This window comes from Streptomyces sp. NPDC127106 (assembly GCF_042677605.1).
Classification (GTDB): domain Bacteria; phylum Actinomycetota; class Actinomycetes; order Streptomycetales; family Streptomycetaceae; genus Streptomyces.
Window position 1 is genome coordinate 61,794 of the sequence record NZ_JBHXTC010000020.1, and the last position, 20,607, is coordinate 82,400.

Here is a 20,607-nt window from a genome sequence, read left to right on the forward strand (position 1 = left end):
AGATACCCAAGGGGGCGGCACGCCTTGTCACAGGCGGGTGGCGAACCGGCCGTCGGGCAGTTTGCGCAGCCAGCATCTCGCCGATCTGCCGGGCCGTGATCGGTCCGGCGGCCTGCTGCACGGCGACGAAGACGCGCTGGTAGTCCCCGCGGGAGCATGGTCTCCTCCACATCCGCCGTCCTGCGCGCACGGGTGGGGAGGCAAGGCAATCGGGCTCGGTCGGCTGCCTCCGCCGCCGGCGGATCTTTCGCATCGCCATGCGGTGCTGCTCGTGGTGTGATGAAACGGGGGTCCGAGAAGGAGAGAGCGATGACCTCACCGGCTGCGGAGCGGAAGACCGTCGCGGGCCTGGTGTCAGTCCGCCCGTTGGCCGAGGCGGACCTCGATCAGGCCGATGAGATCTTCCGAGTCGCCTTCGGGACGTTCCTCGGGATCCCCGAGCCGAAGACGTTCTTCGCCACCGCCGATTACGTCCGCACACGCTGGGCGGCCGATCCGCAAGCGGCCTTCGCGGCGACGATCGAGGGTGAACTGGCCGGATCGAACTTCGCCTCCAACTGGGGCAGCGTCGGGTACTTCGGACCGTTGACCGTGCGTCCGGACCTGTGGGACCGGGGCGTCGGCAAACGCCTCATGGATCCGGTCATGGACTGCTTCGACACCTGGGGGAACCGCCACCTGGGCCTGTTCACCTTCTCGCACAGTCCCAAACACCTTGAGCTCTACCGCAAGTACGGTTTCTGGCCCCGATTCCTCACGGCCATCATGAAGAAGCAGGTCACGGGCAGCTCCGCGGTCCCCGGCCGGGTGCTGTACAGCGAGCTGCCTGCCGCCGAGCAGCCCGCCTGCCTCAGCGCCTGTCGCGCACTGACCGGGGCCGTGTACGAGGGCCTGGACCTGGAACGCGAGATCGTCGCCGTGCACGCGCAGGGACTCGGTGACACCATCCTGCTCCAGGGCGGCGGCTTCGAGCTCGATGGCCTGGCCGTCTGCCACTGCGGAGCCGGATCGGAGGCCGGCGAGGACGTGTGCTTCGTCAAGTTCGGCACCGTACGCCCTGGCCCGGAGGCCGCCGACCGCTTCGAGCGACTGCTCGACGCATGTGAGCAACTGGCGGCCGAGCGCGGGCTGGGTCAGCTGGATGCCGGGATGAACCTGGGCCGCCCGGATGCCTATCGACGCATGATCGACCGTGGCTTCCGCACCGGGTTGCAGGGCGTCACGATGCACCGGCCCAACGAGCCCGGCTACAGCCACCCCGACGCCTACGTGATCGACGACTGGCGCTGAGACGACCGCCCGCCAGGCCACCAGGCTTCACCTCCTGGTGCACCGCGCCGTCGCCTCGCCCGACCGGCCGGACGGCCTCGCTGTGTCGCCGGGTGTCGCGGCGTCCGACCTCGGCTGCAGGTTCTCGCGGCTCGTGCCACAGACCGAATTCGCTGACCAGCGCCCGGTCGCTGGCGTACCGCGTGATGCCGCCCGGGAGTTACTGGGCGTTTCATCCAGGTGGTCGTCGTCGACGAGGACACGGAGGGCTCCTCTCCGGCGTCGACGCGGAACTCGTCGTGCCGCACACCGGCTCATACGGCAGTGCGGCCGCGCTCTCGTCGGCGACTGCGGGCGTCACGGCCCGGGGTCGTCGTTCCGGAGGCCCGCCAGCGCCGCGTCCACGGCCGCCTCCGCGTGAAGCCGTGCGGTGGGGAAGAGCGAAACCGGACTGTCACCGGGGCCGATGAGAAGCTCGATCTCAGTGCAGCCCAGGATGATGCCTTCCGCGCCAGCGGCAACGAGGTCCTCGATGACCTTCTGGTAAGCAGTGCGCGATTCTTCCCGCACGATGCCGAGGCAGAGCTCCTCGTAGATCACTCGGTGGACGAGTGCGCGCCCGCCGGCATCCGGGATCCGGACCTCGAGCCCGGCCGCTTGCAGGCGGTCCCGATAGAAGTCCTGCTCCATGGTGAACGCCGTGCCCAGCAGTCCGACCCGGCGCAGCCCCGATGCCCGTACGGCGTGTGCGGTGGCGTCGGCCAGGTGCAGCAGTGGGATGGCCACCGCAGCATCGACGACGTCGGCGACCTTGTGCATGGTGTTGGTGCAGATCAGCACCAGGTCAGCGCCGGCTGCCTCCAAAGACCGAGCGGCCGCGGCCAGGATTTCGCCGGCATCCGCCCAGCGCCCCTGGACCTGCAACTGCTCGATCTCCGCGAAGTCCAGTGAATAGATCACGCACCGGGCTGAATGAAGTCCTCCAAGCCGGTTGCGCGTGAACTCGTTCAACAGCCGGTAGTACTGCGCCGTCGACTCCCAACTCATGCCGCCGATCAGCCCGATCGTCTTCATCGCCCCGCTCCTCACATTGACTCCGGGCGGCGTTCTGCTCACCACCCGAACATCCTGCCATAAGCGAAATAAGCGAAGAGCTCAAATTCCATAAGGTTTACTTTGAGGCGGTGGGCCTCGCGGCCGGGCCGATGCGTACCGCCGACGCGGGCTTCACGGGGACCTCCACCAGTTGGTGGTCGGCGAGTTCGGAGAGCGGTTCCTCGGTCCGGCGTGCGGGCAGCGGGGGCGCCGCGGTGGCATCGGCGCTGAAGGCGGTGGCCGGCTCAGCCTGCCGCAGGGCGGGAGCATGCCGGTGGGCAGCGGGAGGTAGTGCGGCGGGGTTGTGGACCGCTAGGCTGCCCGCCATGAGCGCGGTCGACTGGGGTGACGTACCGACCTGGATAGGCGCCTTCTTCGCAGCTGGGGCCGCAACAGCTGCCATATGGACACTGGCGAGTCAGCGCGCGCAGATCGGGGAGCAGCGCGCGTTCATCGCCATCCAGTCAGCCAACTTGGCTCTCGAGCGCGCTGAACTGCAATCCACAGCTGAGGAACGCAAAAGGGAACAGGCACGGCAGGTCACGTTTCGGGCGCGGCTCGATGACACCGGCATCTGGCGGGCGGTGTTCGGCAATGAGAGCCGCGAACCAGTGACAGACGTATCGGTACGCATGGGCGGCGAGATGGAGTTCCCGCGGGCCCTTTCAGCGCGTTATCGATACGACAGCTCGGACCAGCGAACGGTGGAAGCGGCCGGTGACGTCGTGCAAGCCCCGTTGTCGGTGGTGGGTGCGAACGGACTGTACGTCTTCTTGCTGGAGTCACTTCCGGCCCAACGGGGCACTCTGGACGGCCCTATCGCTTGCTTCACTGACAGCAGAGGCACGCGATGGCGTCTGGATACGCACGGCGATCTGCGCGAGGTGGATCGCCGCTGACCGGAGCGAGCACCGCAAGCGTGCCCTGGGGCCAGGAGCTTCTCCACCACCTTGGTCGAAAATGACCTCAGCGGCCAGCCGTGAGCCTACGCCCTCTCGACACGTTTCGCGGTATGCCTGTCTGCAGGCAGTCCAGCAGGCCGCCGACGAGCTCGGCGTAGTGCGGCCGGCGGGCCGCTGGTGGTGGCGAATCCGAGAATGCTGATCGTGGAGGCTCCGGACGTGCTCCGGCTCCGCTGGAGAGCACGGTTCGACAGGCCCTCACTCGCATCGCCGTGTACGGATCGGCTTTGCCTCGGCCCCGTTCTGGCGTACCAGCACAGCGTGCTCGGAGCCCTTTGACGCCGAAACAGGAACGCCGGAACCTCGGCCTCCGCGACGGGGTCGCTGGGCGGGACCGGTTCGTATGGCGAGCGGCTCGCTCTGCAGGGCGCTCTCACGGACCTGTGGGCTGCTGGCGTCCCGCCCCTCGGGCGGCCGCGCTACTTCAACATCCCCGAGGACCTCGCCACGCCGGAGAGCGCACTGGAGCAGTTGGGTATGGATTGCCTGGCGCTCGTGGAGCTGATGTGCGTGCTCAAGGACGACCTGGGACTGGAGATCCCCTCCGGTGAGGAGATGCCCCTGCTCCACACTCTTCGCGCAGACCGTCGAGCTGATGGAGCAGGCGCAGGCAGGCACCTCCTCCGCCGCAGCGTGCGCGGATCGTGAAGCGGGCCCCGCGCCGTGACGGGTGCGGGCATCGCCGTCACCGGACGCGGACTGGTGACGGCAGCCGGCGTGGGGGGCGGAAGCGACGTCAGCGACCCTGAGATGGGCGATGTCCCGGTGCCGCTGAGTTGCGCCGTCGTCGGCTTCGACGGCCGGGCGGCAGCGGGCGCGCAGAGGATCGCGTAACGAAGGTTCGGTAATGACGCAACCGACCTTTCGGCGCACCCGATCCGTCCACCCCAGCGGGTGCCCCTGGCAGGTCGGCTTCCGGCGCCGGCGCAGTCCGAGTGCGTTCCACTCGGTCACGCTGGGGTGGTGATGACGGATGGGGCGCGCCCGCACCGCACGGAGCCCTGGCCGAACCGAGCCTCTTACAACCCACTTGAGCGGCGGCTCAGGACCTCCGCGACCCGGGAGAACCCGTCCGCGCCATGGCCGAGGTCCACGGCGCGGCGGGCCAGCGCCTCGGCGGCGCGCATCACGCCCGCGTCGATGCCATGCGCCTCGGACGCGTGCACGATGTGGGCCATGGAGGACACCGCCGACGTCAGCGGATTGCCCTCGCCCGAGTAGGTACCCTCGTGAACGTCCTCGGCGAGTTCATGGAAGAGCGGCGGCAGGATCGCGCCGATCCCCTGTGCGAACGGGGCCAGTTCGCGTGGCGAGATGCCTTCCGCGCCCGCTACCGCCAGCGCGTGCATGTAGCCGGTCATCGACGTCCAGAAGATGTCGAGCAGTGCGATGTCGTAGGCTGCCGCTCGGCCGATGTCCTCCCCCAGGTAGGTGTGGGTGCCGCCCAGGGTGTCGAGCAAGGCCTGGTGCTCGCGGTAGAGCTCCTGCGGGCCACTGTGGATGAACACCCCTTGCGCGGTGCCGATGGACCGCGTCGGCGTCATGATGGCTCCGTCGAGGTAGCGGATGCCGTGATCGGCGGCCCACCGCCCGGTGTCCCGGGCCCGGTCCGGGGTGTCGGCGGTCAGGTTCACCAGTGTGCGCCCCTTCAAGGCGGCCGTGACGGCCTCCTGGCGCAGCACCGCGTCCGTGGCGTCATAGTTGACCAAGCACACGATGGTCAGCGGGCTCGCCGCGACCGCCTCCGCGGCGCTCGTGGCCCCGATCGCGCCCAGCTCTACGAGCTCGCGGTCCCGCCCCGGGGTGCGGTTCCACACCGTGGTGCGCACCCCGGCGGCCACGAAGGCACCGGCCAGCGCCCGGCCCATCGGACCGAGCCCGATCACCGTGACGGAGGGCTCAGGAGAAGAAGACATGACGGAACTCCCTTGTACATAACATCGTTGAGTAAGCGTGGAAAAGGACCGAGGACGGGGAGCAGGGCGATGGCACGCATCCGAGTCGAGGATCCCGACATCTGTGGGGTGGCTGCGGCCATCGCCGTCATCGACGGCAAGTGGAAGACCCTGTTGCTGTGGCTGCTCGAATCGGGGCCGCACCGGCCCGGCGAACTGCGCCGGAAGGTCCCGGCGATCAGCGAGAAGGTGCTGACACAAGCCCTGAGGGAGATGGAGACGGACGGCCTGGTCCACCGCGAGGTGCACGACGTGGTGCCGCTGAAGACCGTCTACTCGCTGACCGGCTTCGGCCTCGACCTCTCCCGGGCGCTGGCTCCGCTCTCCGACTGGGGCCACCGCCGCCTGGACCGGCTCGCCGAGGAGGCCGCAGCGTCCTGAGTTGCGGCCGATCTCCTTTCCTGATCCGTTCCCTCGGCCACCACCAGGTTCTCCCGGAGCGCTGATGGCGACAAGTACCCACAAAAAAGTGGGTGTGTCGCCGGTCCGACAACTCGCACCAGACCCTCTTGCCGTCCGGCCTCTGGTGCGCACCACACCCAGCACACCGCCAAGGCGTCGAGCCGCGCGAGGCCCCACCCCAACTCGGGCCCAACTCGGGCCCAACTCAGCCCCGGCGCCGCCCTGACCGCCCCGCTGCTCACCGGCGCCGCCGACCGGCCCTCGCCGACGTCCCCGCTCCGACCGCTCTCCCCCACGCGACCTCAACGCCGCCGTAGAAGCCAGCCTCGCCAGCGAATCCCCGTCAAGACCACCGCGGCGCCACATTCGATCCTTCGTGAGGGGGTGCCAGACGGCGCACTGATCCAGTGCGAGACCAATGTGCACCCTGATACGCAAGGACTTGTCGCAGGGGGACGCCACGTGGCGATGGACGTGTGGGCACCTGTCTTTTCACTCGTGGGCGTCATCCTCGGCGGCGGCCTGACGGCGCTCTCCCAGCGCGCGCCACTCAGCGCTCCGCTGAGCGGCTGGAGGAGCGCCGCCAGGCAGCGGCCACCAGCGAGGCACGCCGGGCGGAGCAGATACAGGCGATCAAGGACTTCATCGCCTGCGCTCAGGATGCCGAACGGGCGGCCTACAGCCGGCCCGAGGCATGGGGCGGTGACGAAGACTGGAACAGTGTCGCTTCGGATGCCATGACCAGGCTCTGGATCGCTGAACGGCACCTCGTGCTGCTCAGCGACGCGGAGCTGCACGCCCCCGTGCACGCGTACGGTCGGGCACTCAACCAGGCAGTGTGGCGAGAGATCGGCGACGTCGAGGTCAACGAGCACCTTGAGGAACACAAGATCGCCTTCATGGCCGCAGCACGCGCGAGCCTCACCTCCCCGTGAGTCCGAGGAACCTGGGTGAGTCTCGTTCCTTCAGGAGCTACCAGGTCGAGCGGCCTCCAACTCTTTCGAGCACGGACTCCGTTTGCTCGGACGGCTGTCCTGGGCGGAGCTCTGTGAGCGAGAATGCTCGGCATGACGACGTGAAGAGCACCGGCCAGGCGACAGCCCTGGCGAAAGGTCGGGGGCTGGGACACGACCCCCGACGGCGATCGACGAGTCTGCGCCACCTGCGGAACGCCCGTCGGTTCGTACCAGTATCGCTTCCATCCGCCCGAGTCCTCGATGTTCGAGCGCTGCATCGGACTCGCTTGGTGTGCAGGTTGCAGGATCTACTCCGGCAACCTGGTGTACGTCCCGCGGAAGCAAGTTCTGGTCGACCTCCTCGCCTCTGTTCCCCCTGAGCAGCGAGAGCGGCTGCTCCGTTCGGAGACGCGAATGATCGAGTTCCTGGACCGCCAGGCCCGACGCGGCAGGGGTTAAGGTCGGCGGCTGGCCGCGATCAGGAGGAGCCGCTTGCCCAGCGGCGAAGGCAGCCCGGCCGGCCGGTCATCTGGTCGAAGAACCCCGCGTCCCCGCCGAGCCGGACCAGCAGACCGGCGCGGGCGAGGCGGCCGAACACCCATGGTCAGTGTTGCCTGTCAGTGCAGTCCGCTGTAGGCGGCCATGATGATCTCCATGCCGCGGTTGTCCTCCTGCTGGTCCCGGTCGATCATCTGGTTCATGACGTAGGCCACGGTCATGCGTGAGCCGGGGTCGCTCGCGACGAGCGAGCCGCCCCAGCCGCCCCAGCCGAAGGTGTTGCCGAACTTGCCGAAGCCCGCCGTCCAGCACATCGGCGTCCCCAGGATGCGGTCCTCACCGCGGAACACCTCCTGCCACGCGGGCTCGCACCCCTGGGGGGACAGCAGCCGCACCCCGCCGGCCGTTCCCTGGTTTGCAAGTACCGACTGGATGAGGGCGACGGAGCGAGCGTTGCCGAAGCCGTTGACCGCAGGGATATGCGCACGGCGCCAGGCCACTGAGTTGGCGTCCTTGACCCGGATAGCGGCACCGGTTCCAACCCGCGCTACGCCGTCCGGTCCGGGCGGTGCGCTGGCGGCGTACTCGTCGGTCAGTGATGGCGGCGGGATGAGCGGTGCGACACGGTGGTCGTGCTCAGCGGAGAGCCCGATGTGGAAGTCCGCGCCCAGCGGCTTGGTCACCTCCTCCGCGAAGAACTCGCCGAGGCTGCGGCCGGTGATGCGGCGGACGATCTCACCCACGAGGAACCCGAAAGTGAGCGCGTGATAGCCGGCGGCCGTCCCGGGTTCCCATACGGGTGCCTGCGCGGCCAACCCCGACGTCACGTTCTCCCAGTCGTAGAGGTCCTCGACCGCCGTCAGCCCGGACAGGTCCGGCAGCCCCGCCGTGTGGGACAGCACGTGCCGCACCAGCACGTTCTCCTTGCCGGCCGCGGCGAATTCAGGCCAGTAGGCGGCGACCGGCGCGGACAGATCGAGCGCGCCCCGGTCGGCGAGCATGAGCGCGCACAGGGCGGTCATGTTCTTGGTCGTCGAGTTCACACCGGTGAGAATGTCGCGCTCCCACCTGACACAGCGGTCCGCATCGGCGTACCCACCCCAGAGGTCGACCACCGGCTCGCCGTCCAGGTAGACAGCGACCGAGGCGCCCACGTCGTCCTTGCCGAGCGAAGCGGCAAGGGCTGCACGGACTGCGGCGAACCGCGGTTCGCACAGTCCTTTAATCTCAGTCATGAGCATAAGCCTCAGGCCATGCCGGGGCTTCCTACCCAACACTTCCCGCACTGGTTTTGTCGGGCGATGGTTGCTCCGACAGGGCACACCCTGGATCCACTCGCCCGAGCATGTGCGAAGCATGTGCGTCACGAGAGTCCGACCGGCGACCGCCAGAGTGCCGCGCTCGGAGAGCGGACCCGGCTCGGGAAGGGCCGTGAGAAAGGACGGATGCGCGTGCTGGAGCGGCTGAATCAGGCACTGGACCACCTGGAGGCCTGCCTCGACCGGGAGGTCGACATGGCCGAGGTGGCCCGGATCGCCGCGGTGTCGGAGTACCACTTCCGGCGGCTGTTCTCCACGCTCGCTGGGATGCCGCTTCCGGTATACGTGCGGCGCCGGCGGATGACGCTCGCCGGGGCCGAGGTGCTGGCCGGGGAGCTGACGCTGCTCGATGTCGCGGTGCGGTACGGGTACGGCTCGGGCGAGGCGTTCGCGCGGGCGTTCCGGTCGGTGCACGGCATCGGGCCGGGCGAGGCCCGGCGCACGGGTGCGGTGCTCACGGCGCAGCCGCGCATGTCCTTCCGTGTCGTCGTCGAAGGAAATACGACCATGCGGTACCGGATCGTGGAGAAGGAGGCGTTTCGGCTCGTCGGCAGGAAGGCCCGGGTTCCGCTCGTGCACGAGGGGGTCAACGCGGCCGCCGCGGCGCACGTGGAGAGCCTGGACGAGCAGGCGGTCGTACGGATGAAGGAGCTGGCCGGCCGGGAGCCGGAAGGGATTCTGTCGGCGGCGGTGCACCTGAGCGACAGTCGGGAGGAGGGCGCCGAGGTGGACTACTGGATCGGCGTCGTGACCGGTCCCGACGCGGCCGTCGAAGAGCTCGACGCCCTCGACGTGCCAGCCGGGACCTGGGCGGTCTTCGACAACCACGGGCCCTATCCGAACGCCCTCCAGGAGCTGTGGCGGGACGTGTTCACGCAGTGGTTCCCCTCGAACCCGTACGCCAGCCGGCCAGGTCCGGAGCTCCTGCGGACGCAACCCGTGGAAATCGGCGCGGAGACCGACTCCCAGCTGTGGATCCCGGTCGAGCGGAGCAGCGCGAGCGCCGGAGCGTGACATCCGTTCGGGCAGTCCGGCCTCGAACCAGAGGCCGGGGACGGCGTCGACGGGGGCGGTGACGGCCTGGTACAGCCCGGCGGCGGCGGAGAGCGGGGCCAGGAACCGCGTGGCGCCGCCGCCGAGCAGGTCGGCGGTGCCGGAGGTGACCAGGGCGTCGAGGGACTCGGGCCGGGCGGTCGCGACGACGGCCGTGGAACAGGTCGGCGTCGGCCTCGGTGAAGGCGGCCAGGCCCCGGAACGGACAGCCGGGCCGCAACACCCGCTCGTCCATGAGCGGCACCGAGGGGATCAGGTGGGCGGTGGTGGCGCCGGCGGTGCGCTCGGCAGCCACCGTCATACCGACGACCCGGCGCTGTTCGTCGTCCCCCAGACGGGAGAGCCGCTGAACCCCGGGGAGATCCAGGCTCCCCGGCCGCCGTCTCCATCTGCAGTCAGCCGACGCCCTGCGGGCCGCGGAGCGTGCCCAGCATCCAGACGCCTCCAGCGGCAACGGCCGGCTGCCCTCGACGGGACGGTCCCGGCGGAGCAGGGCGACGTCACCGGTGTCGTCGTCGTTGATCCGGCGCCACGCGACGACGGTGGCACGGGCGGTGCGCAGCGCGACGGTGTCCTGGTCGCGCAGGATCGGGAAGTCCAGCCGTACGAGGGCGCGGAAGCGGCGTCGGGGGCACCATCTGGAACTCACAGGCTCCTTCCCCTGCCATGGCTCCGTCGCCTACACCGCCTGGGTCGAGTGCCTCCTGTACGCCGAGCAGCCGTTGCTGTTCAGCGGGGTGAGGCCGAAATGGGTCAGCGTATGAAGGGCTGTTCTTCCGCTCACTCGTCGAAGTGGAGCTCAGGTCGGGTCCAGAGGGTGAGGTCGCTGCTGGTGGCGACCGCCAGGGTCAGGCCGGAGGGAGAGAACCCGGCCGCGCGGAGTTCTGAGTACTCGGAGTGGAAGACGTGCCACCACGTTCCTCCCGCGGGGCCTTTGTGGGACCCGCCGTCGGCGGAGAGGATGACGCGGTCGTGGGGCCACTCGGGGCTGACGACGTCGAGGGTCCAGCCGTCTGGTGTGGTGCTGTGCAGGCCGCCCCCGAAGAGCCCGGCGATACGCACCGGCGTGCCCGCGATCGGGCCGAGCCCGGGGCAGGTGAGCTCCGGCGACGCGTCCGGAGTGCTGGTGTCGGGGTCTGGGTCCCGGTCGCGGGCGACCTTCTCGCCGGTGACCGCGTCGAAGAGTCCGTGGCCGTCGCTGGACACGACCATGACGAGGTCGTGCCCGCTGTCGGGATGGACGGCGAAGCCAATGCCGAGCAGACCCCCGATGGGGGTCCTGTGGTCCAGCACCGGCTGCCACGGCTCCGGCGCCGGCGTGACGGTGGCGGCGGTGTAGCGCTCGCGCAGCTTCTGCTGGTACTCCGTGATCAATTCGTCTCCTCGGGGCTGTCGCCACAAACGATCTCAAGATGCCAGGAACGATGCACCTTCGGTGCCAGCTGTCCTGCTCCCGCCGCCCCCTCGAAGGGCGGGTCGGGGCGGCTCAGGTGCGTGCGCCCGACCGCTGGTCCGCCTGTCGGGGCTGGTTCAGGTGGGTTCCGGGGGTGTGGCCGAAGGTGCGGCGGAAGACATCGATGAAAGCGCTGGCGGACGACCAGCCGCACAGATGCGCCACGGTGGTGACCGGGGTGTTCTCGGCGAGCAGGACCAGGGCGTGGTACAGGCGCAGTTGGGTGCGCCACTGCGGGAAGGTCATGCCGAGGTCGGCTTTGAATTGGCGGGAGAGCGTGCGGTCGCTGGCGCCGATCGCCCGGCCGAGTGCGGCCAGGGTGCGGTGGTCGGCCGGGTTCGCCTGCAGGATCCGGCAGACTGCCGTCAGCTGCGGGGCGGTCGGGGTGGGCAGGTGCAGGGGCTCCTGGGGTGAGGCCCGCAGCTGGTCGAGCAGCACGGCCCGCAGCCGGCTACGTTCGGGGCTGTCGTCGTGCGGGGTGTGGGTGTAGGCGAGGATCAGCTCCCGCAGGAGGGGGCCGACCGCCAGGACGGTCGGTCGGTCCAGGCCGAGAGGGTTGTCGCTCGCAGGCAGCCCGACGAGGTGCAGTTCGAGTTCGCCGTGGGCCTGGTGGGCGTGGACGGTGCCGGCCGGCACCCAGATGGCGCGGGTGCCGGGCGCGATCCACGAGCCCGTGCTGGTCGTCACGGCCAGCACGCCACGGCCCGCGTAGACGATCTGGTGGTCGTCGTGTCGGTGGGCATCGATGGCTGTTCCGGGCGCCAGCCACTGGGTGCGGGTCGGCGCGATGGGCTCATGGCGGATTTCTGTCACTGGTTGGCAGATTACCGGAAGTGCGACACATCGAACGGCGGCGACCATGGCGATGTGCCGCGGCTCCGCCGTTTCACCCCTTGAGCCGTCTCAGCCACTGAGGAGTCCCCCGATGAGCAGTACCTTCCGGATACCCCCGCTCGCCGAACTCCGCTGGCGTCGCAGCGCGAAATGGCGGACCTTCCCCCACGACGTGCTCCCGCTCCCGGTCGCCGAGATGGACTTTCCCCTCGCCGAGCCGGTCGCCGCCGCCCTGCACCGGGCCATCCGCCACTCCGACACCGGCTACGCGGCGCCCACCGCCGATCTCGCCAAAGCGGTCGCCGGCTACGCCCACCGCACCTGGGGCTGGCTGATCGACCCCGAGTCTGCGTACACCGTCGCCGACGTCGGGATCGGCATCGTCGAGACCCTGCGCCGTATCGTTGCTCCCGGCGACAGCGTGGTGATCAGCCCGCCGGTCTACGAGCCGTTCTCCTGGTGGGTGCAGGAGGTGGGCGCCCAGGTCGTCGAGGCGCCACTGACCGAAGCGCCCCTGGCTGACGGAACCGTACGGGGTCCGCGTCTGGACCTGGACGCCCTGGAGCGGGCCTTCGCCCGCGGGGCCAGAGCGTATCTGCTGTGCAGCCCGCACAATCCGCTCGGCCTGGTGCATCCGCGCGAGGACCTGGTCGCGCTCGCCGAACTGGCGGACCAGTACGGCGTGTTCGTCCTCGCCGACGAAATCCATGCTCCGCTCGTGCTCCCCGGGGCGGAGTTCGTCCCCTTCCTGTCGGTGTCGGACGCGGCCGAGCGCTGGGGCTTTTCGTTCCTGTCCGCCAGCAAGGGCTGGAACCTGGCCGGACTCAAGGCCGCCACGATCATCACCGCCGACCCGGCGCCGCAGCGGTACGTCGACCGCATGTCGCCCCACAGCCTCTACCGCACCGGACACCTGGGGGTGATCGCCACCGTCGCCGCCTTCAACGACGGCGACCCCTGGCTCACCGAGGTCCTGGACGTCCTCGACCACAACCGGATCCTGCTCGCCGAACTCCTCCGCAAAAACCTTCCCGCGGCGCGCTACACACCGCCGCAGGCCAGTTTCCTGGCTTGGATCGACTTCCGCGCCCTCGGCTGGGGCGACGACCCCGCCGCCCGCATCCTCGACACCGCCAAGGTCGCCCTGAACTCCGGCCACCGCTATGGCTTCTCCGGCTTCGCCCGGCTGAACTTCGGCTGCGCACCGGAGACCCTCACCGAGGCCGTCACCCGCATCACCGGGTCGGGGGTCGTGTAGGACCCGCTGCACGAGCCGGACCCGTACGAGAAGTCGGTCCCGAGCGTACGGCCTCCGCGCCGGCTGGCCGCCCCCGAGGGCGGCCAGGGGACGATGATGCAGTTCTCCAGGGGCAGTGCCCAGGAGTCCTTGTCGGCGGGTGAGCGCCGCGCCTGCCGCGCCCGCCGCGCCGAGGTGCAGGTGTACGGCTTCGGGAGTGACGCTCCAGCCGACCCCCTGCCCGGGCACGCCCGGTGTCAGCACTGGTTCAACGACCTCGCGGAGCCCTAAACGGCGCGCTCTTGAACGGGGTCCGAGGATTCCGGGTGATCTGGGTCATCGGCCGGGGCGGCGGCACGCAGTGCCGCCTCGACCCGGCGGTTGCTGGTCATGGTCGCGGTGACGGTGGTCATGGTCAGGAGGAGACCGGCGGCGGTGTAGAGCGGGGTGCGCACGTCGTAGGTGGTGGCCAGCCAGCCGCCGAGGAAGGCGCCGAACGGGGCGGCGCACATCGCGAGCATGCGGGAGGTGGAGGCGACCCGGCCCATCAGGTGGGCGGGGACGATCGCCTGTCGGAGGGAGGGGCCGAGCACCATCGTGGCGCCCATGCCCGCTCCGCAAACGGCGAGTGCGAGGCCGGCGACGTACGGGTTCGGGGCGGCGGCAAGGCCCAGGATGGCGCATCCCTCGACTGCGGCCGTGCAGGTCAGCGCGGTGCCGGTGCCGAGTCGTCGGCCGAGGAAGGAGGCGATGCCCGCGCCGAGCAGACCGCCGGTGGCCTCCGCCGTGAGGAGCAGGCCGAAGCCGAAGGTGTCGATGCCGAGACGATCGTGCGCGAAGAGGGCGAGTACGGTCTCCACGGCGAGGAAGGCGACGTTCCCGACCGCCGGACGCAGCGCGAGCCCGAGCAGCAGCTGATCCCGGAATACGTATGAGGCGCCGGCCCGCGCCTGCCGCAGCAGCGACTCACGGGCCTGCGGTACGGGCCGGGGTGCGGCGGGCAGCGACCGTACGAGCAGTGCGGAGAGCGCGAACGAGACCGCGTCGGCGAGCAGCGGGACCGCCCGTCCGAGCGCGAGCAGGGCACTGCCCGCGGGCGGTCCCGCGAAACCGGACGCGGCGGTCTGGGTGCCGCGCAGGCGGGAGTTGGCGCGCTCCAGGAGCGCGGGGTCGCGGCCGAGCAGATCCGGCAGATAGGCCGTGGCGGCCGTGTCGAAGAAGAGCCCGCCGAGGCCGAGGAGGAAGGCGACGGCCGCGAGCAGGGGAATGCTCAGCACGTCGAGCGCGGCCGCTGCCGCCGGTATCGCGAGCAGCACCGCACGCGCCGCGTCCGTGACCCACATCGTGCGCCGACGGTCCCATCGGTCCACCAGCGCACCGCCCAGCACCCCGAACAGCAGCCACGGCAGCGTTCCGGCGGCCGTGACGACGGCGAGCGCCATCGGATCCCGCGTCAACGTCAACGCGAGCAGCGGCAGCGCGGCGTGCGACACCCCGTCGCCGAGCGAGGACACGGTCTGCGCAGTCCACAGCCGTCCGAACCCGGTCGGCAGCTTCCGAACGTCTGAGGTCACTTGGCGTCCCCTTCGGCCTGCTCGCGCGATGCCGGGTGGAACAGTGCGAAGACGAGTGACGCGTCCGGCAGCGACGGATCGGACAGCTCCCGGTACTCGTCCGCCAGTGCCTGCAGCCGCGCCCCCAGCTCCGCGAACTGCTCCTCGGTGAGCCGCAGATGCACCATCCGTACGTGCCGCTCGGCATCCGCCGGCGCTGCCTCCAGGTCCGCCACCGCGTGCCGCATCAGTACGTCCGGGCCTCCCTCGCCCGGGTCCGGCAGCACGATCGCCCGCGCGGCCATGGCGTAGTACCGCTCGGTGACCCCCCGGACCTTCCGCGTTCGTACCACCTTCACCAGGCCGGCCCGCTCCAGCAGCCGTACGTGGTAGCTGGAACTCCCCTTGGCAAGGCCCACTCGTTCGGCGATCTGCGTGATCGTCGCGGGCTCGAAGCGGAGCACGGCCATGATGCGGTGACGCGTGAGATTGGAGACGGCGCGTAGCTGCTCGTCAGTGGTGACGTGGAACGTCTCGGGAAGATCATCGGTAGACATGCCCCCAATGGTCAACACTTCTTGACCATAAGGCAAGGGAGTTTTGATTCGGCTTACGGAATCGACTGCCCAGCACGTGACGCGTTCGCTCCCGCACTACGACCGACGGCAACCACCTGCCCGCCGGTCGGTGAAACTGTGGTGATCGCGCCGCTGACCGCGCATGTGCGCACGCTGTACCTGCTGGCGCAGGAAGCGAAGGCGGTCGCTGACGCTCCGGAGTGGTTGGCCCGTGCCCGCGACGCCTGGGAGATGCAGGCCACGGCCGGCTTCGTGGGGTTCGTTCGTCTCGTCCTGCCTGGACGAGCACCTCGGGACGGAACCCGCTCGCGTCGCGCTCACGCTGCACCTCTCGGCGTGCTGCCGTAGCGCACAGCGGGCAGTTGCTCGGCCGGCTCCCGCGCAGGGGCGAGCGTCGACAGGGCAGATAGCAGGTCGGTTCCGTAGCGGTCGTGTTCGGGCGGACGCTCGTCCTTCGGCTCAGGCCGCGGCCCCGGCGTGGCCCCCTGCGGCGCCGGGTGGTTACGCGGCCGCCGCGGCCGCATAGGCGTCGGCCAGGGCGGCCGCCACCGCGTCCGCGAGCAGATCGGCGGCGCCCGCCCGGCGAGCCAACACGACACGGCTCGGCGGGTGGCCGTCGACGGGGACGAAGGCGATGCCCGGGCGGGCGTGCCGCCGCGCGGCCCCGGCCGGGAGCAGGCCGGCCGCCCCGTCCCAGAGCACCGCGTGCAGGCACTCCTCCGCGGACGTCACCACCGGCCCGGTGGAGTCCTCCTCGGCCGCGAGCCAGTACGCACGCCAGCGCGCGTCGGTCCCGGCCGGCAACCGGAAACGCGGGCGTCCCGCGAGCTCCGTGACGTGCAGCCGCGGTCGGGCGGCCAGCGGATCGTCAGCGCGCAACGCCGCCACCACGGGCTCCACTCCAAGCGGGCGTATGGCCAGTCCGGCGGTGTCGAAGGGGAGCCGGGTCAGTGCGAGGTCGGCGTGCCGCTCACGCAGCCCGCCCGTGGGATCGGTGACGGGCGCCTCCCGCAACCGGACCCGCAGCACGGGGTGGGTGGTCCGCAGTACGGCCAGCGCCGCGTGGCTGGCGTCCAGACCCGCCCCGGCAACCGTCCCCAGGACTACCTCTCGTTCGGATTCCGCGGCACGCACCCGCTCGCGGGCGCGTTCGGCCCGCTCCAAGAGGTCGCGTGCCTCGATGAGCAGGACTTCCCCGGCCGGGGTCAAGCGCGCCCCAGTCGGAATCCGGTCGAAGAGGCGGCACCCGAGGTCCGTCTCCAGTTCCCGGATCCTGCGACTGAGGGGCGGCTGGGCGAGGTGGAGCCGCGCGGCCGCCCGGCCGAAGTGGCCCTCCTCCGCCACCGCGACGAAACAACGCAACGCTCGCAAGTCCATGACCGGCCACGATACCGAGAACGGCACCACGCCTGCGAAACCGGTCTTGGACGCAGCAGGGGGATGCACGGTGAGCTGGATCCGTTCCCGGAACCACGCACCTCCCGGACCTCACCTTTCGCAAGGAGTCCCCATGTACGCCCACCCCGACGACCTGCACCGCGCCCGATCCGTCGGCGCCGCCGCCGCGCCCGAGTTCGCGGCCTGGCTTGCCTTCCAGAACGCGGTCGACCGCGAGGACGGTGCGGTCCCGCGCCGCTACCGCGAACTGATCTCGGTGGCGGTGGCCCTCGTCACGCAGTGCGCGTACTGCCTCGACGTGCACACCGCCGCGGCCCGCCGGCACGGCGTCACCGCCGAGGAACTGGCCGAGACCGCCTTCGTCACCGCCTCGGTGCGCGCCGGCGGCACCCTCGCCCACGCCCTGCTCGCCGATCGCCTCTACGAACACCACGGCGAGAGCGCCCACTCACACGGGTGAGGACACGCTCAGCCAGGAACACCCGCGGATCCGTCCTCGCACGGGCGCGGCGGAACCCGCCGTACGCACAGACCCACGAAGGGCGTCAGTCCAGGGGTACGGCCGCGAGGCGTTCGAAAGTCTGGACGCAGAGGCGGTTGCCGCGTTGGGTGAGGGTCATCGCGCCGTGGGGCATGTTCACGGCGCTGGCGGGCAGGGTCCACGCGGTGCGGCGCCTTTCGACGTCCACCGCGGCGACCGCCTGTCCGCCGCCGCCGACCGCCCCGTAGAGCTCGCCGCGGAACGGAGCGGGGATCGCAAGGGCCGTGAAGTGCGGGCCCGGAGCATGGGTCCAGACCTTCTGCCCCGTCGTCTCGTCGTAGGCCTGGAGTGCCCCGGCCGGGACGTACACGAGCCCGTTGACGCACACGGGAGCGTTCAGCAGCGTCAGCGAGTTCTCCGGCTCCAGCTTCCAGGCGACGGCGCCCGTCGCCAGGTCCACCGCTGTGATCGACTCCTCGATGTCGAAGGCATGGCGCTCCGAGGCGACCGGCGGGTAGATGCCGCCCGCCTCCGTAGGTGACGCGGCCTGCTGATCGGTGCGTACGCGGCGGGTCCAGAGCAGGTGGCCGTCACGTGCGTCGACGGCGAAGATGCGCGCGGGGTCTGAGCAGATCAGGCGGCCGCCGGACACGATCGCCGACATCGTGAGGGAGCTGTGCGGCTCCCAGAACGCACCCTCGATGCGGTGACGCCAGCGCGGTCGCCGGGCACCCAGGTCGTACGCCAGCAGCCAGGGCTGGGTGCGCTCGTCGTCAGAGTCGTAGTAGGCCTTGACGTAGAGGCACTCGGCGTCCGCTGTCAGGAGGCTGCTGTAGAGGCTGAGGGCGCCCAGCACGTCCGGGCCGGCCGAGCCGGGGGCGAGGCTGCCGGTGCCCGGGTCGATGTGGCCCGCGCCGGGGTCGCCGGAGTCGAAGGCCAGGCCGGCGAGGCGGCCGGCGGCGAGGGCCAGGTCGAGGCTGGTGGCCCGGGTCTGCCACAGGTCGCGGCCGTCGGCGGTCGACATGCCGCGTAGGGCGTCACTCCCGTGGACGAGGACCTCGGCAGTTGCCAGGGGCGGGGTGGTGCTCAGGGGAACGGGAACCGACCGCAGGGGCTGGGGAGCCGTGCCGGGCGGACGGCTGGTGGCGGACCGGCCGGGTCCGGGTGCCGCCGCCCGGTTGCCGGAGCCGGGACGGGCACCGGTCAGCCAGAGCGCCGAGACGCCCGCGCCGGTGAGGGCGGCGGCCGCCGTGCCCGCGAGGACGGTCCGGCGCGAGAACGTGCGGCGTGGAGCTGGGTCGCGCAGCGGCACGGCGCCGACCGCGGCGACTTCGCCGATCCGGCGGGACATGTCGGCGAGCAACGCGTCCGGCAGCAGATCGGCGAACTCCCCGGCGTCGAAGGGCCCCCAGAGCTCCCGCAGCCGCTGGGGGGAGGGACGGTCACCCGGCTGCGGCGAGAGACAGCTGGAGAGGGTGTCGCGGAGCCCGTGCGGTAGGCCTGTCAGGTCGGGTGCCGCGCCGGCCCGCAGCAGTCGCAGCGCGTCCTGCGCCGTGCCACGGGCGTCGTACGGGCCGTGCCCGGTCGAGGCGAAGACCAGGACCGCGGCGAGGGCGAACACGTCTCCCTCCGGCCCGTGCTGGCCGCCGCTGGCCTGCTCGGGCGACATGTACGCCGGTGTTCCCGCCACCTCCCCGGCGGCGGTGAGAGCGGGACCGCCCGGGCCCGTGCGAGCCCGAAGTCGATGAGGTACGCCGTGGCCAGCCACGGCCGTGCCGCGTCCGGGTCCGCTCCGAGGAACACGGCCGTGTGCTCTGCGCCGAGGCCCGCACCGCCTCGGCCTCGAGGAGCAGGCGGTCCCGGAATCCGGGCCGGTCCCGCAGGTCCGCCCGTACGGTCTTGACGGCGGCCAGCCGGCCTCCTGGGGTGCGCGCCAGGAAGACGGTTCCGATGCCGCCACCGCCCAGGCGGCCGACGAGAACGTACGTTCCGAGCTGCTCGGGGTCGTCAGGCAGGAGGGGTAGGAGCGAGGACATGGCTGGTGGAGCCCCTTCTCGGCGACGGTGCGGGATGACGGGGGTACCAGTTCGGGCGGCCGTGGGTCAGTCGGCCGCGACCGCGACGAACGGCCGACGGCTGGCCGATCAGCAGCACGGCGGGGGCCACGGCGAGCCGGAACGGATCGTGGGTCTCCGCTGCCGTGGCTTCACGGGCGATCCGCTCCCGCAGTTCCGTGTCGCGCAGCAGCTCGGGGCGGATGGTCTTGAGAGCCACCGGGTGCCGACCGCGGCGGGCGAGGTAGACCGTCCCCATACCGCCGGATCCGAGCACTCCCAGGATCCGGTAGCCGCCGAGCTGCGCCGGCGCGCTGCTCGGCAGGGGGGCAATCGCCGGTCTCATGCCTGCGATCGTATGCACGATCGTCAACAGCCGGTTGGAGGAGCCGAGTTACTGCGTGGCTTCTCGTCAGTGGCCCGCTCCTCCAGGTCCCCCGGCCCACAGCGGTTCCGCTGTGGTGTGTTCAGCGCCCGAGAGGCGTGCCGCCGTGCTTCTCCCGCCCGAACCCGCCACGGCGGCGGAGCCGGTGGCTGGGAGCGGAGGCGACCGCAGCGTCGAGGGCCGCTGACGGAGGGCTGGCCGTCCGGACGACGACCTCTACCTCCCGACCGACCCTCGGCTCTGGCCCGGCGGCGTCAGCGAGCCGGCCACGGGCCCTTCGTGCCCCCGTCAGCAGCGGCGCATGGAGCGAAGTCGGAAGCGAAACCAGCCATCGGCAACGCCGTAATATTCGCCCGAGGCTGACAATGAATCAGGCACCGGACGGGATGGAAGCGACGATGCTCAAGAAGGCACGCGGTAAGGCCGCAGGTCTCGCACTGATACTGGCCCTGGCCGGCTGCTCGAGCGACGGCGACAGCGGGGACACGGGCGGCGGCGCGGGCGGCGCCTCTGGCGGCGCCTCTGGTGCCAGCGCCGCCGCCGCGCCGCTCAACCCGTCCCAGCTGGCCCAGGCCATTCCCGGCAAGCTGGCCGCTCCCGAGGGTTGGAAGGGGCGTGAACCGCGCGTCCTCAACGGAGGTGAGGCCCAGAAGCACTGCCAGCTGGCGGCCCGCTTCAGCTGCGCCGGGCTCACTGGGATGGCGAACACCCAGATTTCGGCGTCGTACGACACGGACGTGAAGTTCGAACTCCTCGCCTATGACTCCGTCGAGAACGCCAAGGCGGGTATGAAGACGCTGGTGGCCGACACCCGCGAGGGCGCGAAGGCAGACACGCTCAAGCCGCTGACCATTGACGTGGGCGCCGACGAGACCGATGCCTACGCAAAGGAGAACCGGACCAACGCGGCGCTGCGTGTCGGTACCGTCGTGGCCTTCGTGATCGGAAGCAGCCTGCCCAAGGACCACGACCTGCACTCATTCGCGTCGATGCAGGTCCAGCGAATCACCACCGCCGCCGCGGGCAAGAACCCGGACGCCTGACCCACCGGCCTGTCTGCCACCGGTGAGCAGGAGGCCGTATCCGTTCAGGCTCCGCCATCGACGTGGCGAAGGCAGCGTCCGC

19 protein-coding genes are annotated in these 20,607 nt (G+C 70.7%); 8 read left to right on the plus strand and 11 right to left on the minus strand.

Annotated elements, in window-relative coordinates; translation table 11 throughout:
- Positions 1 to 309: 309 nt before the first annotated feature.
- Positions 310 to 1,290, plus strand: coding sequence for a GNAT family N-acetyltransferase (locus ACFVGY_RS18765; protein WP_385678345.1), 981 nt, complete (start codon positions 310 to 312; stop codon positions 1,288 to 1,290).
- A gap of 336 nt (positions 1,291 to 1,626) precedes the next feature.
- Here ACFVGY_RS18765 and ACFVGY_RS18770 read toward each other — a convergent pair whose 3' ends face one another.
- Together ACFVGY_RS18770 and ACFVGY_RS18775 are read right to left on the minus strand one after the other, a co-directional pair.
- Entirely contained in the window at positions 1,627 to 2,343 is a 717-nt protein-coding gene (locus tag ACFVGY_RS18770) for an aspartate/glutamate racemase family protein (RefSeq protein ID WP_385678348.1), read from the minus strand.
- A gap of 97 nt (positions 2,344 to 2,440) precedes the next feature.
- Positions 2,441 to 2,692, minus strand: coding sequence for a hypothetical protein (locus ACFVGY_RS18775; RefSeq protein WP_385678351.1), 252 nt, complete (start codon positions 2,690 to 2,692; stop codon positions 2,441 to 2,443).
- On the opposite strand from ACFVGY_RS18775, the gene ACFVGY_RS18780 reads away from it, so the two are divergent.
- Entirely contained in the window at positions 2,691 to 3,263 is a 573-nt protein-coding gene (locus ACFVGY_RS18780) for a hypothetical protein (protein ID WP_385678353.1), read from the plus strand. The two genes, ACFVGY_RS18775 and ACFVGY_RS18780, sit on opposite strands and share 2 nt — an antisense overlap.
- Before the next feature lie 1,082 nt (positions 3,264 to 4,345).
- Here ACFVGY_RS18780 and ACFVGY_RS18785 read toward each other — a convergent pair.
- Entirely contained in the window at positions 4,346 to 5,242 is an 897-nt protein-coding gene (locus ACFVGY_RS18785) for an NAD(P)-dependent oxidoreductase (RefSeq protein WP_385678356.1), read from the minus strand.
- Positions 5,243 to 5,311: 69 nt separating this feature from the next.
- On the opposite strand from ACFVGY_RS18785, the gene ACFVGY_RS18790 reads away from it, so the two are divergent.
- Positions 5,312 to 5,662 carry a winged helix-turn-helix transcriptional regulator gene (locus ACFVGY_RS18790; protein WP_385678358.1) on the plus strand — a complete coding sequence of 117 codons (351 nt, stop codon included), beginning with the start codon at positions 5,312 to 5,314 and terminating at the stop codon, positions 5,660 to 5,662.
- Between the two features lie 497 nt (positions 5,663 to 6,159).
- Positions 6,160 to 6,618 (plus strand): hypothetical protein, encoded by a 459-nt coding sequence (locus ACFVGY_RS18795; RefSeq protein WP_385678361.1) that lies wholly within the window; start codon positions 6,160 to 6,162, stop codon positions 6,616 to 6,618.
- A 638-nt stretch (positions 6,619 to 7,256) separates the two neighbouring features.
- Here ACFVGY_RS18795 and ACFVGY_RS18800 read toward each other — a convergent pair.
- Positions 7,257 to 8,372, minus strand: a complete 1,116-nt coding sequence (locus ACFVGY_RS18800; protein ID WP_385678364.1) for a serine hydrolase domain-containing protein — start codon at positions 8,370 to 8,372, stop codon at positions 7,257 to 7,259.
- A gap of 216 nt (positions 8,373 to 8,588) precedes the next feature.
- Here ACFVGY_RS18800 and ACFVGY_RS18805 point away from each other — a divergent pair, with 216 nt between their 5' ends.
- Complete coding sequence (locus tag ACFVGY_RS18805) at positions 8,589 to 9,470, plus strand: GyrI-like domain-containing protein (RefSeq protein WP_385678367.1); 882 nt, start codon at positions 8,589 to 8,591, stop codon at positions 9,468 to 9,470.
- An 819-nt stretch (positions 9,471 to 10,289) separates the two neighbouring features.
- Here ACFVGY_RS18805 and ACFVGY_RS18810 read toward each other — a convergent pair.
- Both ACFVGY_RS18810 and ACFVGY_RS18815 read right to left on the minus strand, forming a co-directional pair.
- Entirely contained in the window at positions 10,290 to 10,883 is a 594-nt protein-coding gene (locus tag ACFVGY_RS18810) for a hypothetical protein (RefSeq protein WP_385678370.1), read from the minus strand.
- A 112-nt stretch (positions 10,884 to 10,995) separates the two neighbouring features.
- Entirely contained in the window at positions 10,996 to 11,775 is a 780-nt protein-coding gene (locus ACFVGY_RS18815; RefSeq protein ID WP_385678373.1) for an AraC family transcriptional regulator, read from the minus strand.
- 112 nt (positions 11,776 to 11,887) lie between these two features.
- Here ACFVGY_RS18815 and ACFVGY_RS18820 point away from each other — a divergent pair, with 112 nt between their 5' ends.
- The gene (locus tag ACFVGY_RS18820; RefSeq protein ID WP_385678375.1) at positions 11,888 to 13,054 is read left to right on the plus strand and encodes a MalY/PatB family protein; all 1,167 of its coding nucleotides are present in this window, start codon (positions 11,888 to 11,890) and stop codon (positions 13,052 to 13,054) included.
- A gap of 266 nt (positions 13,055 to 13,320) precedes the next feature.
- Here ACFVGY_RS18820 and ACFVGY_RS18825 read toward each other — a convergent pair whose 3' ends face one another.
- From ACFVGY_RS18825 to ACFVGY_RS18835, 3 genes are all read right to left on the minus strand, one after another.
- The gene (locus ACFVGY_RS18825; RefSeq protein WP_385678378.1) at positions 13,321 to 14,607 is read right to left on the minus strand and encodes an MFS transporter; all 1,287 of its coding nucleotides are present in this window, start codon (positions 14,605 to 14,607) and stop codon (positions 13,321 to 13,323) included.
- A complete protein-coding gene (locus ACFVGY_RS18830; protein ID WP_385678381.1) occupies positions 14,604 to 15,143 on the minus strand; it encodes an ArsR/SmtB family transcription factor in 540 nt (179 codons plus the stop codon). The genes ACFVGY_RS18825 and ACFVGY_RS18830 overlap by 4 nt, the downstream gene beginning before the upstream one ends.
- Positions 15,144 to 15,665: 522 nt before the next feature.
- Positions 15,666 to 16,541 carry a LysR family transcriptional regulator gene (locus ACFVGY_RS18835; RefSeq protein ID WP_385678384.1) on the minus strand — a complete coding sequence of 292 codons (876 nt, stop codon included), beginning with the start codon at positions 16,539 to 16,541 and terminating at the stop codon, positions 15,666 to 15,668.
- A gap of 133 nt (positions 16,542 to 16,674) precedes the next feature.
- Between ACFVGY_RS18835 and ACFVGY_RS18840 the strand changes: the two genes are divergently transcribed.
- Positions 16,675 to 17,022, plus strand: a complete 348-nt coding sequence (locus ACFVGY_RS18840) for a carboxymuconolactone decarboxylase family protein (protein ID WP_385678387.1) — start codon at positions 16,675 to 16,677, stop codon at positions 17,020 to 17,022.
- Positions 17,023 to 17,107: 85 nt separating this feature from the next.
- On the opposite strand, the gene ACFVGY_RS18845 is transcribed toward ACFVGY_RS18840, so the two are convergent.
- Together ACFVGY_RS18845 and ACFVGY_RS18850 are read right to left on the minus strand one after the other, a co-directional pair.
- Entirely contained in the window at positions 17,108 to 18,712 is a 1,605-nt protein-coding gene (locus ACFVGY_RS18845) for a PQQ-binding-like beta-propeller repeat protein (RefSeq protein ID WP_385678390.1), read from the minus strand.
- A 338-nt stretch (positions 18,713 to 19,050) separates the two neighbouring features.
- Positions 19,051 to 19,443 (minus strand): hypothetical protein, encoded by a 393-nt coding sequence (locus ACFVGY_RS18850; RefSeq protein WP_385678393.1) that lies wholly within the window; start codon positions 19,441 to 19,443, stop codon positions 19,051 to 19,053.
- Between the two features lie 437 nt (positions 19,444 to 19,880).
- Between ACFVGY_RS18850 and ACFVGY_RS18855 the strand changes: the two genes are divergently transcribed.
- Positions 19,881 to 20,525, plus strand: coding sequence for a hypothetical protein (locus ACFVGY_RS18855; RefSeq protein WP_385678395.1), 645 nt, complete (start codon positions 19,881 to 19,883; stop codon positions 20,523 to 20,525).
- Positions 20,526 to 20,607: the final 82 nt, after the last annotated feature.

What these genes read in the sequence shown, in the direction of transcription:
- ACFVGY_RS18765 (WP_385678345.1), top strand. Translation starts at nt 310, where the DNA reads ATGACCTCACCGGCTGCGGAGCGGAAGACCGTCGCGGGCCTGGTGTCA.
- ACFVGY_RS18770 (WP_385678348.1), bottom strand. Translation starts at nt 2,343, where the DNA reads ATGAAGACGATCGGGCTGATCGGCGGCATGAGTTGGGAGTCGACGGCG.
- ACFVGY_RS18780 (WP_385678353.1), top strand. Translation starts at nt 2,691, where the DNA reads ATGAGCGCGGTCGACTGGGGTGACGTACCGACCTGGATAGGCGCCTTC.
- ACFVGY_RS18775 (WP_385678351.1), bottom strand. Translation starts at nt 2,692, where the DNA reads ATGGCGGGCAGCCTAGCGGTCCACAACCCCGCCGCACTACCTCCCGCT.
- ACFVGY_RS18785 (WP_385678356.1), bottom strand. Translation starts at nt 5,242, where the DNA reads ATGTCTTCTTCTCCTGAGCCCTCCGTCACGGTGATCGGGCTCGGTCCG.
- ACFVGY_RS18790 (WP_385678358.1), top strand. Translation starts at nt 5,312, where the DNA reads ATGGCACGCATCCGAGTCGAGGATCCCGACATCTGTGGGGTGGCTGCG.
- ACFVGY_RS18800 (WP_385678364.1), bottom strand. Translation starts at nt 8,372, where the DNA reads ATGACTGAGATTAAAGGACTGTGCGAACCGCGGTTCGCCGCAGTCCGT.
- ACFVGY_RS18820 (WP_385678375.1), top strand. Translation starts at nt 11,888, where the DNA reads ATGAGCAGTACCTTCCGGATACCCCCGCTCGCCGAACTCCGCTGGCGT.
- ACFVGY_RS18830 (WP_385678381.1), bottom strand. Translation starts at nt 15,143, where the DNA reads ATGTCTACCGATGATCTTCCCGAGACGTTCCACGTCACCACTGACGAG.
- ACFVGY_RS18835 (WP_385678384.1), bottom strand. Translation starts at nt 16,541, where the DNA reads ATGGACTTGCGAGCGTTGCGTTGTTTCGTCGCGGTGGCGGAGGAGGGC.
- ACFVGY_RS18840 (WP_385678387.1), top strand. Translation starts at nt 16,675, where the DNA reads ATGTACGCCCACCCCGACGACCTGCACCGCGCCCGATCCGTCGGCGCC.
- ACFVGY_RS18845 (WP_385678390.1), bottom strand. Translation starts at nt 18,712, where the DNA reads ATGTCGCCCGAGCAGGCCAGCGGCGGCCAGCACGGGCCGGAGGGAGAC.
- ACFVGY_RS18850 (WP_385678393.1), bottom strand. Translation starts at nt 19,443, where the DNA reads ATGAGACCGGCGATTGCCCCCCTGCCGAGCAGCGCGCCGGCGCAGCTC.
- ACFVGY_RS18855 (WP_385678395.1), top strand. Translation starts at nt 19,881, where the DNA reads ATGCTCAAGAAGGCACGCGGTAAGGCCGCAGGTCTCGCACTGATACTG.